This is a genomic window from Bacillus sp. AFS037270, assembly GCF_002585305.1.
On the sequence record NZ_NUNF01000005.1, the window covers coordinates 106,503 to 121,463 of the forward strand.

At 40.0% G+C, this 14,961-nt stretch carries 15 protein-coding genes and 1 tRNA gene; 1 reads left to right on the forward strand and 15 read right to left on the reverse strand.

The features are described from left to right. Positions 1–117: 117 nt before the first annotated feature. From eno to COD92_RS02500, 10 genes are all read right to left on the reverse strand, one after another. Positions 118–1,416, reverse strand: a complete 1,299-nt coding sequence (eno, locus tag COD92_RS02455; RefSeq protein WP_098530335.1) for a phosphopyruvate hydratase — start codon at positions 1,414–1,416, stop codon at positions 118–120. A 27-nt stretch (positions 1,417–1,443) separates the two neighbouring features. Continuing rightward, the gene (gpmI, locus tag COD92_RS02460; protein ID WP_098530336.1) at positions 1,444–2,976 is read right to left on the reverse strand and encodes a 2,3-bisphosphoglycerate-independent phosphoglycerate mutase; all 1,533 of its coding nucleotides are present in this window, start codon (positions 2,974–2,976) and stop codon (positions 1,444–1,446) included. Continuing rightward, positions 2,969–3,730 carry a triose-phosphate isomerase gene (gene tpiA, locus COD92_RS02465; protein WP_098530337.1) on the reverse strand — a complete coding sequence of 254 codons (762 nt, stop codon included), beginning with the start codon at positions 3,728–3,730 and terminating at the stop codon, positions 2,969–2,971. Before tpiA ends, gpmI begins: the two co-directional genes overlap by 8 nt. Positions 3,731–3,893: 163 nt before the next feature. Further along, entirely contained in the window at positions 3,894–5,078 is a 1,185-nt protein-coding gene (locus tag COD92_RS02470; protein ID WP_098530338.1) for a phosphoglycerate kinase, read from the reverse strand. 136 nt (positions 5,079–5,214) lie between these two features. Next, positions 5,215–6,222: a type I glyceraldehyde-3-phosphate dehydrogenase gene (gene gap, locus COD92_RS02475; RefSeq protein WP_098530339.1), complete on the reverse strand. Its 1,008-nt coding sequence runs from the start codon at positions 6,220–6,222 to the stop codon at positions 5,215–5,217. A 49-nt stretch (positions 6,223–6,271) separates the two neighbouring features. Next, on the reverse strand, positions 6,272–7,294 hold the full coding sequence (locus COD92_RS02480) for a sugar-binding transcriptional regulator (protein ID WP_098530340.1): 1,023 nt from the start codon (positions 7,292–7,294) through the stop codon (positions 6,272–6,274). Between the two features lie 133 nt (positions 7,295–7,427). Further along, entirely contained in the window at positions 7,428–7,679 is a 252-nt protein-coding gene (locus tag COD92_RS02485) for a glutaredoxin family protein (RefSeq protein ID WP_098530341.1), read from the reverse strand. A gap of 14 nt (positions 7,680–7,693) precedes the next feature. Beyond that, entirely contained in the window at positions 7,694–9,016 is a 1,323-nt protein-coding gene (rpoN, locus tag COD92_RS02490) for an RNA polymerase factor sigma-54 (RefSeq protein WP_098530409.1), read from the reverse strand. A 209-nt stretch (positions 9,017–9,225) separates the two neighbouring features. Further along, complete coding sequence (locus COD92_RS02495) at positions 9,226–9,531, reverse strand: MerR family transcriptional regulator (protein ID WP_480253691.1); 306 nt, start codon at positions 9,529–9,531, stop codon at positions 9,226–9,228. Between the two features lie 560 nt (positions 9,532–10,091). Next, positions 10,092–10,163: transfer RNA gene (locus COD92_RS02500), tRNA-Arg, on the reverse strand. A 208-nt stretch (positions 10,164–10,371) separates the two neighbouring features. Between COD92_RS02500 and clpP the strand changes: the two genes are divergently transcribed. After that, positions 10,372–10,977, forward strand: a complete 606-nt coding sequence (clpP, locus tag COD92_RS02505; protein WP_098530342.1) for an ATP-dependent Clp endopeptidase proteolytic subunit ClpP — start codon at positions 10,372–10,374, stop codon at positions 10,975–10,977. 80 nt (positions 10,978–11,057) lie between these two features. On the opposite strand, the gene COD92_RS02510 is transcribed toward clpP, so the two are convergent. The 5 genes from COD92_RS02510 to COD92_RS02530 are packed head-to-tail and all read right to left on the reverse strand — an operon-like array spanning position 11,058 to position 14,724. Beyond that, a complete protein-coding gene (locus tag COD92_RS02510; protein WP_098530343.1) occupies positions 11,058–11,315 on the reverse strand; it encodes an HPr family phosphocarrier protein in 258 nt (85 codons plus the stop codon). A gap of 48 nt (positions 11,316–11,363) precedes the next feature. Continuing rightward, positions 11,364–12,323 (reverse strand): DNA-binding protein WhiA, encoded by a 960-nt coding sequence (whiA, locus tag COD92_RS02515; protein WP_098530344.1) that lies wholly within the window; start codon positions 12,321–12,323, stop codon positions 11,364–11,366. 46 nt (positions 12,324–12,369) lie between these two features. Then, the gene (locus tag COD92_RS02520) at positions 12,370–13,356 is read right to left on the reverse strand and encodes a gluconeogenesis factor YvcK family protein (RefSeq protein WP_098530345.1); all 987 of its coding nucleotides are present in this window, start codon (positions 13,354–13,356) and stop codon (positions 12,370–12,372) included. Beyond that, the gene (gene rapZ / locus COD92_RS02525) at positions 13,353–14,246 is read right to left on the reverse strand and encodes an RNase adapter RapZ (protein WP_098530346.1); all 894 of its coding nucleotides are present in this window, start codon (positions 14,244–14,246) and stop codon (positions 13,353–13,355) included. The genes COD92_RS02520 and rapZ overlap by 4 nt, the downstream gene beginning before the upstream one ends. A gap of 19 nt (positions 14,247–14,265) precedes the next feature. After that, positions 14,266–14,724: an NUDIX hydrolase gene (locus COD92_RS02530; protein WP_098530347.1), complete on the reverse strand. Its 459-nt coding sequence runs from the start codon at positions 14,722–14,724 to the stop codon at positions 14,266–14,268. Between the last annotated feature and the right edge of the window lie 237 nt (positions 14,725–14,961).

Sequence of the window (14,961 nt, forward strand, 5' to 3'; positions counted from 1 at the left end):
TAAACACAGCGATGTGATTTCCCTGCTTGTTTTTTCCAAGAATTTCGTTATTGAACATAAAAAAGCCCCTGTTCACTGAAAAATGACCACAGTGAACAGAGGCTTTTTAATATTGAATTACTTCTTCAAGTTATAGAAAGATTTAAGACCATTGTATTGAGCTGTTTCAGCCAATTGATCTTCGATACGAAGCAATTGGTTGTACTTTGCTACACGGTCAGTACGTGATGGCGCACCAGTCTTGATTTGACCAGCATTTGTTGCAACAGCGATGTCAGCGATTGTGCTGTCTTCTGTTTCACCAGAGCGGTGAGAGATAACAGCTGTGTAACCTGCACGCTTAGCCATTTCAATCGCATCAAAAGTTTCAGTAAGCGTACCGATTTGGTTAACTTTGATTAGGATTGAGTTGCCGATTCCTTTTTCAATACCTTCAGCAAGTTTCTTAGTATTCGTTACGAACAGGTCGTCACCAACTAATTGAACTTTTTTGCCAAGACGTTCTGTTAATAGCTTGTGGCCTTCCCAGTCGTTTTCATCTAAACCGTCTTCGATAGAGATGATTGGGTATTTAGCAGAAAGTTCTTCGTACCAGTCAACCATTTCTGCAGATGTTTTTACAACACCTTCGCCAGCAAGATGATATTTGCCATCTTCTTTGTTGTAGAACTCAGATGAAGCAGCGTCCATTGCTAGGAATACTTCTTGACCTGGCTTGTAACCAGCTTTTTCGATTGCTTCTACGATTGTTTGAAGTGCTTCTTCGTTTGATCCTAAGTTTGGAGCAAATCCACCCTCGTCACCTACAGCAGTGTTAAGGCCTTTGCCTTTTAATACAGAACGTAATGTATGGAAGATTTCAGCGCCCATGCGAAGTGCTTCTTTGAAGTTTGGAGCACCAACAGGCATGATCATGAATTCTTGAATATCTACGTTGTTATCAGCGTGCTCGCCGCCGTTCACGATGTTCATCATTGGAACTGGAAGCTGCTTCGCATTGAAACCGCCAAGGTATTGGTATAAAGGTACGCCAAGGTAGTCAGCAGCAGCACGAGCTACAGCAAGAGAAACACCTAGGATTGCGTTTGCACCTAATTTACCTTTGTTTTCAGTACCATCTAATTCGATCAACGCGCGGTCTACTGCTACTTGATCAAGAACGCTTAATTCTTCTTGTACAAGGTGTGGAGCAATAATTGTGTTTACATTCTCAACAGCTTTAAGAACACCTTTACCAAGGTAACGTTCTTTGTCGCCATCACGAAGTTCAACTGCTTCGTATTCACCAGTTGAAGCACCACTTGGAACTAAAGCGCGGCCAAATGCACCAGAATCAGTTGTTACTTCTACCTCGATAGTAGGGTTACCGCGGGAATCTAATACTTCACGAGCGTATACATCTAAAATATATGGCATTTAATTTCTCTCCTTAAAAATAATAATTTATTTGATTAATGAAGTTCCAGTCATTTCAGCTGGTTTTTCCACATTTAATAAGTCTAACATGGTTGGCGCTAAGTCGCCAAGAATTCCGCCATCACGGAGTTCAACACCCTGCTTTGTTACAATCACTGGTACCGGGTTCGTTGTGTGTGCTGTCATTGGCTCGCCTTCAAGTGTTACCACTTCATCGGCATTACCGTGGTCAGCTGTAATAATTGCTGTTCCGCCCTTTTCAAGGATTAAATCAACAATTTTACCTAAACATTCATCAACAGTTTCAATCGCTTTAACGGTAGGTTCTAGCATTCCTGAGTGTCCAACCATGTCTGGGTTAGCAAAGTTCAACAGGATAGCATCAAACTTATCATTTTGGATTTCATTCATTAACGCATCGGTTACTTCATAAGCGCTCATTTCCGGCTGAAGGTCATAGGTTGCAACCTTTGGAGAATTGATTAAAATTCGTTCTTCGCCAGGGAATTTTGCCTCACGTCCGCCGCTCATAAAGAATGTGACATGCGGATACTTTTCGGTTTCGGCAATTCTAAGCTGCTTTAAATTATTCTGTGAAAGGACTTCACCTATTGTGTTATCAAGATTTGTTGGCTTAAACGCCACATAACCGTCAACAGATTCACTGAAGTGTGTTAAGCAAACAAAGAATAAGTTCTTTGGATGCTTAGGCCCGCGGTCAAAGTCGCGGAAATCTTCATTTGTGAAGGTATTAGAAATCTGAATAGCACGGTCAGGACGGAAGTTATAAAAAATAACGGCATCATTGTCTTGAATTGTTGCCACAGGCTGTCCATCTTCTTTTGTTATCACAGATGGGATAACGAATTCATCAAAAATTCCGTGCTCATAGGAATCCTTGACAACGTCTAATGGATTGGTGTAGGCAGGTCCTTCACCATAAACCATCGAGCGGTATGATTTTTCAACGCGCTCCCAACGCTTGTCACGATCCATTGAATAATAGCGCCCGGAGATGGTTGCGAATTCACCAACGCCATACTCCTTCATTTTGTCCAGTGTTTGCTGAATATATGATTCAGCTGTTTTTGGACCCACATCACGTCCATCTAAGAACGCATGAATGTAAACTTTTTCAACGCCTTCTTCTTTGGCAAGCTTAAGGAGTGCAAACATATGCTGAATATGACTGTGAACGCCCCCATCTGATAGTAAGCCAAATAAATGAAGAGCAGTTCCGTTCTTTTTCACATGATCCATTGCCCCAGTAAAGGTATCATTTTTTTCAAATTCGCCTTCACGAATCGCAATATTTACACGAGTTAAGCTTTGGTACACAATTCGGCCAGCACCGATATTTAAGTGGCCAACCTCTGAGTTCCCCATTTGTCCTTCTGGAAGACCTACAGCCTCACCAGATGCCGTTAAATGGGAATGCGGGTAGGTGTCCCAAAAGCGATCAAAGTTTGGCTTTTTCGCATGTGCCACCGCATTTCCTTTTGTTTCGCTTCTGCATCCAAAACCATCAAGGATGATCAGCGCAACTGGAGATTTACTCATACTGACCTGCCTCCAGTAGCTTTAAGAATGATTGTGCTTCAAGGCTTGCTCCGCCTACTAACGCACCATCAATATCCGGCTGTGCCATGTATTCTTTAATGTTCTCTGGTTTTACACTACCGCCGTACTGAATACGTACTGCATCGGCAACATCTTGCGAGAATTGCTCTGCCACAACTTGACGGATATGTGCACAAACTTCATTCGCATCTGCTGAAGTAGAAGATTTTCCTGTTCCAATCGCCCAGATTGGTTCGTAAGCAATAACGGATTGCTTTACTTGCTCATCTGTTAAACCAGTAAGCGCTTTTCCTACTTGATCGCCAACCAATTGGTTTGTTTCACCATTTTCACGCTGCTCCAGTGTTTCACCACAGCAAATGATTGGTGTTAAGTTATAGTTAAAAGCTGCAAGAGCTTTTTTGTTAACAGATTCGTCTGTTTCGTTGAACATTTCACGACGTTCAGAGTGTCCGATAATGACATATTGAACACCAAGATCAGCGATTGCTTTCGGGCTGATTTCACCTGTGAATGCTCCGCTTTCTTCGAAGTGCATATTTTGAGCACCAATTTTTACGTTCGTACCTTCTGTTACTTCAACAAGGCTTTGTAAAAATAAAGCAGGGGCACAAATAACAGACTCCATTGTGTCAGTTGGAGGTACAAGCCCTTTTACTTCTTCAGCAAAGCTTTTTGCCTCAGAAAGGGTTTTGTTCATTTTCCAGTTACCAGCTATGATTGGTTTACGCATGGTGGCACATCCTTTCATAATTACGTTCGTCGCCAATTATTAATATCTATCAAAAAATTGTTAATATCTATCGTAATTTTGTAAATATATTAAAAAATTTGTTAATATCTGCCTAGATTTTGTTAATATCAGGCTGAAATTTGTTAATATCTCGTTTCTAGTCTTATTTATCGTTCAATGCCACTACGCCAGGAAGTGCTTTACCTTCCATAAACTCAAGAGAAGCACCGCCGCCAGTAGAGATATGGCTCATTTTGTCTGCTAAGTTGAACTTTTCAACTGCCGCTGCTGAGTCTCCGCCGCCAATGACAGAATATGTACCTTCAGATTCAGCAAGTGCTTCAGCCACAGCTTTTGTACCGCCAGCAAATGCATCAATTTCAAATACGCCCATTGGTCCATTCCAGATCACAAGCTTTGAATTTTTGATAACATCACTATAAATTTCTCTTGTTTTTGGTCCGATATCAAGAGCTTCCCAATCAGCAGGGATTTCTTCGATCGAAACGACTTTTTTATTCGCATCAGCAGAGAAATCGTCAGCTACTACCACATCAACCGGCATAAGGAAGTTAACACCTTTTTGTTTTGCCTTTTCAATGAAAGAATTTGCAAGGTCGAGTTTGTCTGCTTCTAGTAATGATTTACCCACTTCATGGCCTTGAGCTTTAACGAATGTATAAGCCAAACCACCGCCAATGATTAAGTTATCAACTAGTTCAAGAAGGTTTTCAATTACACCAATTTTGTCCTTTACCTTTGCACCGCCGATGATTGCTGTAAAAGGACGTTCTGGATTAGAAAGAGCTTTACCAAGAACATCAAGTTCTTTTTCCATTAAAAAGCCGGAAACTGCAGGTAAGTTATGAGCAATACCTTCTGTTGAAGCATGTGCACGGTGAGCAGCACCAAATGCATCGTTTACATAGACATCAGCAAGTTCAGCGAAGTTTTTAGCTAATTCAGGATCATTCTTCTCTTCACCAGGATAGAAGCGAACATTTTCAAGAAGAAGAACATCGCCTTCATTCATGGTATCGATGATAGCTTTAACAGAATCACCATATGCCTCGTCAGCCTTCTTAACTTCTTTGCCAAGAATTTCAGAAAGTCTTACACCAACCGGAGTAAGGCGCATTTCTTCTACAACTTGACCTTTAGGACGGCCAAAATGGCTGGCTAAGATCACTTTAGCCCCTTGTTCCATTAAATATTGAATGGTTGGAATAGCTGCACGAATACGTGTTTCATCCGTGATTTGTCCATCCTGCATTGGAACGTTAAAATCTACCCGGCAAAATACGCGTTTGCCTTTTACATCGATATCCTTAAGTGTTTTCTTATTCATGTGTAAAGGACCTCCATTATGCGCGGTGTCATGACAGCCGCTCGAATATTGTCGAAAGCTCATAAATCAAAGAAAAAAGGAGGGGGAATCTTCCCCGCTCCCCATTGGAAAACATTAAATTATATAATCTTAAGGATTAAAGTCCTTTTGAAGCGATGTAATCGCAAAGGTCAACTACACGGTTAGAGTAACCAACTTCGTTGTCATACCAAGATAATACTTTTACCATATTTCCTTCAAGAACCATTGTTGATAATGCATCGATTGTTGAAGAAACAGTTGCTCCATTGTAGTCAGTAGAAACTAATGGAAGATCGCTGTATGCAAGAATGCCTTTTAATGGACCTTCAGCAGCTGCTTTTAATGCTTCGTTAACTTCATCAGCTGTAACGTCTCTTTCTAATTCTGCAACTAAGTCAACAACTGAAACGTTTGGAGTTGGAACACGCATTGCCATACCGTTTAATTTACCTTTTAATTCAGGCAATACAAGCGCAACAGCTTTAGCAGCACCAGTTGAAGTTGGGATCATGTTTTCTGCAGCTGCACGTGCACGACGGTAGTCTTTGTGTGGTAAGTCAAGGATTTGTTGGTCATTTGTATATGAGTGAACAGTTGTCATCATACCACGCTTGATACCGAATGTATCGTTCAATACTTTTGCAAATGGAGCTAAGCAGTTTGTAGTACAAGATGCGTTAGATAAAACATGGTGGTTATTTGCATCATATTTATCTTCGTTAACACCCATAACGATTGTGATATCTTCGTTGTCTGCTGGAGCAGAGATGATTACTTTCTTAGCGCCTGCTTCAAGGTGTTTCGCAGCATCTTCACGCTTTGTGAAACGGCCAGTAGATTCAACAACTACTTCTACACCAAGGTCGCCCCAGCCAAGTTGTGCAGGATCGCGCTCAGCGATAACCTTTACTTTGTGACCGCCAACTACTAGGTATTCACCGTCAACTGTTACATCTTCAGAAAGAGTTCCGTGAACAGTGTCATATTTTAAAAGATGCGCAAGCATTTTTGCATCTGTTAAGTCGTTAATTGCAACGATTTCCACATTGCTATTGTTTAAAGCCGCACGGAATACGTTACGACCAATACGTCCAAATCCATTAATACCAACTTTTACTGTCATGATAAATTTCCTCCTTTTGTTTGGGTAAAGCTATATTTTTTAAAAGGAATTACCCTTTCAATAACCTTTTTGCTGCACCTTCATCAGTAATTAAGATCGTCGATTTTGGCGCTTGTTTTAAATAAGCCTTTATTGCCTTAGCTTTTGATGTCCCGCCTGCAACCGCAATTACATTTGGGATATGCTCAAGATCTTCAAGCTGAAGTCCAATCGTTAATACCTTATGGACAATCTCGCCTTCTTCATTAAAATAATACCCAAATGCTTCGCCGACAGCCTTCCCTTCTTCAAGCTTCTTCTTAATTTCAGGGTTGGTTTTTCGTCGTTCAGCCATTGTAATAGCATCCCCAATTCCATGGAGAACCATGCTGGCTGATTGAATTAAAGTTAAGACTTCGTGGATATCAGGTTCTTTGATCAAGGATTCGTAAATTTCCGAACGGACCTGATCTGGAACATATAAAACTCGATGCCGGGAATCAGTGTTGTGTGCCATATTCGAGCAAATGGTATTTGCCTGATTTTGTACATCTTCACCAACCCCTCCCCTTGCCGGAACAAACAGTAATTCCTTCTGGGTTAAATCGGGTGAAAGTCTTTCCGCGACGGCCGCCATTGTTGAACCGCCAGTCACAGCGATGATATTTTTCCCGCCTAGAAGCTTTTTCATGCAAATCGCAGTCGCCTTGCCGAGTTCACCTTTGACCATCGGTGATTCGTCACCATCACCTGGGACAATGATCACCTTTTTAATGCCGAGCCGGTGTTTTAATTCTAGTTCCATGACGTCTATACCCTTTAGCTCACGCATTAAACCTTCTAAATCTTCAAGTAAATTTTTCCCTTCCGACGTTAAACTCATTCCTACATTGTTTGTATTAATAAGATTTTGTTCTTTGAGGAATTCTACTTCACTACGAAGTATTCTTTCGGTAAGCCCAAGGCTGACAGCTAAGCTCCTTCTTCCTACTGGCTGCATGTATCCTATGTAACGTAAAATTGTGTGTCGTTTCTGCAGGACTTGAAGGAGATCGGGTAATAATCTTTTTTGTATATCAATAAATGACTGCATGAACTGCATGCTCCTTTATTATATGTAGTTGGTCACAAAAAGTCCACCCTAGACATATTATGTCCCACCTACACTAAAAAAAATCACCCCTACTACGTTTTTTATTGTAACAGGAGTAAAAATCGATTTCAACTCATTTAATTTGGTTTTTTTTTTGCAAACGGTTACTTATGTCGATTTTGTCAACAAATCCGAATCCTACTTCTTCTCCGTCCAAATGAACAACAGGAATCATTAGACCATAGCGTTCTGTTAACTCATCACTTGTTTCAATATCAATTTCTTCAAGTTGAAACTTCCATTGATCTTGCAATTCGATAATAGCAGCCTTCGCTTTGTCGCAGAGAGGACAGCGATTCCTAGTATATAACGTGATCGTATGCATTTCTTCTATCCTTTCTAGATAAACCGTTTTCTCTTTGATGACGATGGAATTCCAAGTTGTTCCCGGTATTTAGCCACCGTTCTCCTTGAGACAAGAATTCCTTTTTGAAGCTTTAATTGCTCCACCATGTCTTGATCCGACAGCGGCTTTTGTTTATTTTCCTGAGCAACTAATGAATGGATTTCATTTTTCACCTGGGTAGAGGATGTACTTTCTTCATCTGTTAGAGTTTGAATCGTACTAGTAAAAAAGGTTTTTAATGGGAATGTTCCGATTGGTGTTTGCACATATTTTTCGCGAACCGCCCGGCTGACGGTCGATTCATGGATATCAAGTTCGCCGGCTATTTCTTTCATGGTCATCGGAACTAGATATTGACTTCCTTTTTGAAAAAAAGCCGGTTGTTTTTCAACAATCTTGCCCACTACCCTTGTTAGGGTTTCCTTCCGCTGCTCAATACTTTTTAAAATCCATTGGTAGTCTTGGACTTTATCCTGTAAAAAACGGCTGACCTGCTGATTTTGATTATGAAACTTTTGATAGTAAGGCTGATTAAAACTAATCCGCGGCAGGGATTCATCAACCATACGTACTGTTAGTCCCTCATTCGTTTGCTCAATGATTGCATCGGGAATAATGTAGGTGGTCGGTTCATTTCGCAGTAATGCTCCTGGTTTTGGATTTAGCTGTTGGATTTCATCAAACACATCTTGTAAATCCTTCATGCTAATCCCCAATTCTTTTGCGATTGGCTTCCACTTCTTTTCAGCAAACGGAATGAAATATTTTGATAGAATTGTTTGCGCTAGGTCATTGTTAGGATTTTTATAGTAAGATTGCATCAGTAAGCATTCTTGCAAGTCCCTTGCCCCTATGCCAGCTGGCTCAAGGGTTTGAATAATGGCTAGACTGTCTTCTACTATTTCGTGATCAACCTGCAATTTAAGGGAGATTTCAGTAAGATCACCAACAAAGTAACCGTTTTCATCAAGATTCTTGATTAAATGCCGAATCACTTTCATTTGCTCGGCTGTTAAGTGTGTAATCTTAAGTTGAGAGATTAGGTGTTCCTCAAGTGAGAATGGTTTGTCCGCGATCTGTTCAATCCAGTCTTTCTCCGACTTCTGATGTTTGCGACGGTTACGGTCGATCTGGGGATTCATCGGTTTGACATTTACATTTTCGATTTTAAGAAGTGGGTTTTCTAATGCCTTATCTTCTAAAAAAGCTGCCAGCTCCTGTGCAGAGTACTGCAATAAGGCGATTGCCTGCGATAACTCCTGGGTCATCGCTAATTTTAATGTTTGCTGCTGCCATAGGCCCGCTTTTAAATCCATCATGCTCTCCCCTCCTTTTTTTATTTTACACGATGAAAGGGGATTCGTGTATAAATTATTTAGGTTACCAATTATCAACTAGGAAAAGAAGAACAGGATTAGTAATTCCTAAATTCCTCAAGATTGGTTAACTAAAGAAAAAACCAGTGATTTAGCTCTTATCACTGGTTTTCCTCCTTTTGAAATTGTTACAACCTTCACATGACTAGCTACTTATAACCGTTACGATTAAAATGTGAATTGATTTGTCCAATAATCATCTTATGTTTTTCTTTTTTTACTATATCTTTGCGTATCTCATGTGTCTGAACACCATCTTCAATTTTTTCAGCAATCTCCATGAGTCTTTCAACATCCGAAAAAGAGTACTTACGGGTCCCTGAAGGGGTTCGCTCTGGAAAAATTAATTTACGCAATTCATAATAACGGATCTTCCGATTGGATAAACCTGTTATTTCTGTCACAATTCCAATTCCCATTACCTTTTTATCACGATATGTTTGATTATTGTCCACTACTATTCCCTCCTGCCAAGTTGGACTATAAAGTTTTCAATAAAGAAAGTGTCATATTTTCTAACATCTATAATGAAATTTTCAACTTTAATAGTATTAAATAGTAATCTATTAATGAAAATTCACTAAAAACTTTAATGTAAAATTCAGAATATTTATTTATGTTAACTATTCTAACATGAATTGTTATGAAATCAACCCAAAAAATGAGCCATAAATTTTACGTTATATCTTTAGAAAATATCAAAGAGTGCTGCTATACCCCTGAGAATAATGTTTAATATTGAATGATTGAAAATATGGTAATTTCGTTGTTGTGGATAGTCAAACCATTAATAATAATGGTTTTTTTGTCAATCGTAGGCTACGCGAAGGAGAATTGGAAATCGTTTACAAAAGAAGTGTCAATTTGATCAAATGACTATTAATTTCTATATTAATATTTTAATGATTCTTTACGTTTATTTTCTTAAGATAATTATTTTTTTCTGTACTCCCGGAAAAATTGGCAAAAAAAAATATCACCGCGTTTAATACGCAGTGATACCTGAATTTTATGACGCGCTCGGAGGGAATCGAACCCCCATTTTAAGAACCGGAATCTTACGTGCTATCCGTTGCACCACGAGCGCATATATTTATTAGCGACTTTTATATTATATGCTAAATTCTCGATAATTGCAAGTAGAGAATAGGTTTTAAATTTGCCAGAAATGGTTATCCTGATGTTGGGAAAGTTGTCGAACAAATATAAAGGCAAACTGTTTGACCTTTATTGACCATCAGTGTATGATACTATTACATAAGCTTTTACCTTTTCTAATCAAAGGAGGAAGAAAAATGAATTTGATTCCTACAGTTATTGAACAAACTAATCGCGGCGAAAGAGCCTATGACATTTACTCCCGTCTATTAAAAGACCGGATTATTATGCTAGGAAGCGCAATCGATGACAATGTGGCTAACAGCATTGTAGCACAATTATTATTCCTTGAAGCCGAAAACCCAGAAAAAGATATCACCCTTTATATCAACAGCCCAGGCGGAAGCATTACAGCCGGTATGGCGATTTATGATACCATGCAATATATTAAAGCAGATGTATCAACCGTATGTATCGGGATGGCTGCTTCAATGGGAGCATTCTTGCTTTCAGCTGGTCAAGCAGGAAAACGCTATGCCCTGCCAAATGCTGAAGTAATGATCCACCAGCCACTAGGCGGCGCTCAAGGTCAAGCAACTGAAATCGAAATTGCGGCCAAGCGTATTCTTTTCCTTCGTGAAAAATTAAATGGCATCTTAGCAGAACGTACTGGTCAGCCGCTTGAAGTGATTCAACGCGATACAGACCGTGATAATTTTATGACTGCCGAAAGAGCCAAAGAATACGGCCTTATCGACAGCATCATCACTCGTAAACCTACTGATACAACAGAGAAAAAATAAGAGTAAAGCAACCGTCGTCACGTCGGTTGCTTTATTTTTTCATTTAAAAAAGGATTCAGCCTGTGCCGAATCCTTCTTTATTATTGTTCTTTTTGAATAAAATCTGATAACACCACAATAGCTTTCTCTTCATCTTCGCCATCTGCAATTATATTAATCAAAACCCCTGAACCGACAGCAAGACTCATTAATCCCATAATACTTTTTGCATTAACCTTCTTGCCATCCTTTTCAAGAAAAATATCTGAGTTAAAGCGATTTGCTTCTTGAACAAAAAGGGCTGCAGGACGCGCTTGAAGACCTGTTTTCAATTTAACCTCTATCTCTTTTACCAACATAACTTAATTCCTCCTCGAGTTTTTTTATACTTGTTAATCATTGCACATTTACAAACTGGGATTTTTTGACCTTATTTCTCCAACACGGAGCTTGTCAGCAATCTCATCGATTTTTCTTAAGCGGTGATTGATACCGGATTTACTAATGGCACCACCGGATACCATTTCCCCTAATTCTTTCAAAGTAACATCGGGATATTGTACCCGAAGCTCTGCAATCTCCCTCAACTTATCAGGTAAAACTTGCAGGCCAACGATTGAGTCAATGAAGCGGATGTTTTCGACCTGTCTGATGGATGCACCAATCGTTTTATTTAGATTGGCCGTTTCACAATTTACTAAGCGATTAACGGAGTTGCGCATGTCCCTGACGATCCTTACATCCTCAAAACGAAGCAGGGCATTATGGGCTCCAATAATATTTAGAAACTCCGTAATTTTCTCGGCTTCCTTTAAATAGGTGATAAAGCCTTTTTTTCGTTCAAGCGTTTTACTATTCAATCCAAATGTATTCATTAATTCGCATAAAGAATCATTATGTTCTTTATAAAGCGAAGCAATTTCTAAATGATAGGAAGAAGTTTCCGGATTATTGACCGACCCGCCTGCAAGAAATGCGCCTCGTAAATAAGAACGCTTACAACACTTCTTCTTGATCAGTTCCGGCGAAATATCATGAATGATGGTAAATCCTTCACCGAGTATTTTCGTATCCTCTAAAATTTCCTTAGCCTGCTCGGCTAAGCGAACAATGTAAACATTATTTTTCTTTAAGCGCATCTTTTTTCGAACTAAAAGCTCTACCTGTACTTGATAGCTCTTTTTTAATAATGTATAGATTCTTCTGGCAATCGCCGCATTTTCAGTTTGAATATCCACAACTAACTTTCGATTCGAAAAGGAAAGGGAACCATTCATGCGAATCAATGCTGATAGTTCAGAAAGATTACAGCAAGTTTTCACTTCCAAGTTAGTTAATTCCTTTTTGGTCTCCGAAGCGAAAGACATCCCCTCACCACCTTATAAAACTGCAAAAACACAAGTGTACTAGTAATTACGATTCATAACGCTCTTTAGTTTCATTAATCAGTAAATTATATAAAATTTTGGCGACCTTTTTCGGGTCATGCCTCAATGCTCCATTTTCCTGATAGGCGATATCTGCATGAACAACTTCAAGACCTAGCTCAGATAACTCCGGTAAATCATATTGAACAGGGTCTGCCAATTCTTCATTATAGCGAAGCTGAATATCTGGCGGGATTTCTTCATTATTAACTAGAATCGTATTAATAAAGGCACAGCTCATATGGTCATAAATCGCCTTCACATGATCACTCGCAGCAAAACCATGCGTTTCCCCGGCCTGCGTCATTAGATTACAGATATAAACCTTTTTCGCATGGGAGCGGCACACCTCGTCACCTAAGCGCGGAACAAGTAAATTCGGTAAAATACTCGTATACAAACTGCCTGGTCCGATAATAATTAAATCAGCCTGACGAATAGCTTGAATGGACTCCGGTAAAGGCCGGATACTGCCTTTAGAGGTTAGGAAAACTTTTTTAATTTTTTTCCCCGAGTAAGGAATTTTTGATTCCCCTGAAACGATGGCACCGTCCTCCATTTCAGCATTTAAGACAACACTCTGGTTAGCTGCAGGCAGCACCTTTCCACGTACATTTAAGATTTTGCTCATTTCTTGAATAGCATGAACAAAATTACCGGTAATAGAAGTCATAGCTGCCAAGATTAAATTACCGAGCGAATGACCGGATAGTTCATTCGCCGTTTTAAAGCGATGTTGAAACATCTCCTCAACGAGCGGTTCAACATCTGACAGTGAGGCTAACACGTTGCGTATGTCGCCAGGAGGCGGAATGTGCAGATTCTCACGCAAACGGCCCGAGCTGCCACCATCATCCGCTACTGTCACAATGGCGGTGATATCCACAGGATACTGTTTTAGTCCACGTAATAGAACGGGTAATCCTGTTCCACCGCCAATTACGACAATGCGAGGCTGTCCTAACTCACTCATGTTGTTTTTTCCTTTCTCCTCTCAATGTCACGATGCGAAACAATGGTTTTATAATCACTTTGGAAAAAGTGGCCAATATTTTCTGCTAGGGCAACGGAACGGTGCTGTCCGCCAGTACAACCGATCGCGATGACAAGCTGTGCTTTCCCCTCCCGTTTATAATGTGGAAGCATAAAGCTTAACAGGTCCGTCACCTTTTCCAAAAACTTCTGTGTCTCATTCCATTTCAAAACGTAACTGGAAACCTCTTCATCCAAACCTGTTTTAGGCCGCATATGATCAATATAATGAGGATTTGGCAAAAAGCGTACATCAAAAACTAGATCGGCATCAATTGGGATTCCATATTTAAAACCAAACGACATGACATTGACAGTAAACATTAATTGTTTATTGGTTGTGAATTCCGTTAATATTTTCTCACGTAATTCACGCGGTTTCATCTGGGAAGTATTGTAAACCAACTGTGCCCTGCCTTTTAACTCCTCCAGCAGTTCTCGCTCTAGTGTAATTCCTTCAAGCGGAAGTCCTGTCGGCGCAAGCGGATGGGTCCTTCTTGTCTCCTTATATCTTCGCACCAATGTGGCATCATCTGAATCCAAAAATAAAATTTGTGGCGTTACCCAGGAGGTTTCTGCCAGCTCATCTAATCCTTTAAACAAATGATCAAAGAATTCTCTGCCGCGCAGGTCCATAACAAGGGCCACTTTATTCATTTTATTCCCCGATTCCTTCATAAGTTCAAGGAATTTCGGCAGAAGAGTAGGAGGTAAATTATCAACACAGAAGAAACCCAAATCTTCAAAGCTTTGAATGGCAACCGTTTTTCCAGCCCCAGACATTCCTGTAATAATGACCATCTGGATTTCGCTTGTCGAACCAGTACTCATTTTCATTCCCCCTATTCTTTTAACCTGGATCTAATCGATAGCTAATTAGTTGAAAATCACTTGTGTAGGTAAACGTACCATAAATAATGCCTTTTCCATGAATCATATAATCAATGATATGTAGATCACCCGCTGCCATAGGCAGACCTTTGATCTGCTCAATTGGCTGCCAAGCAAGCTTGCCCTCATCTGATTCATCTAAATCAATCCCGTCTGAATCAGTTGCCACAAACGTAAACATCATCCATTCGGACAAAAGCTCGTCGGCATCCTTCATAATCATCGTAAAAATTCCTTTTAATTGTGGATTTTTCAAGTAGATGCCCGTTTCTTCACGGAATTCGCGAATACAGGAATCGCGGACCGATTCGCCCGGTTCCATTTTCCCGCCTGGTGCCACCCACCAGCCGCGGCGCGGTTTTTGCAGTAGTAACACTTGATCATTTCTGATTAATACACAATTGGTAACCCGCTGCACTTTTTTCACCTCTTTAGAAGTGCACATGCTCATCAGATGCATGTAAAATTTAGAAATAACAAACGCCTGTTTGGAGCTTGGCTATATAAATTAATTTATTCTTTTCATTATACTATTTTTAGGAAACAGCCACAATGAATACAAATTTGATATTTCTGTTAAATATTTAAGAAAAGCGGAAGCGCCTTGGTCAGCCCCGATATAGGGCGACTTGTCGACTGGCCGGCGAAAGCAGGG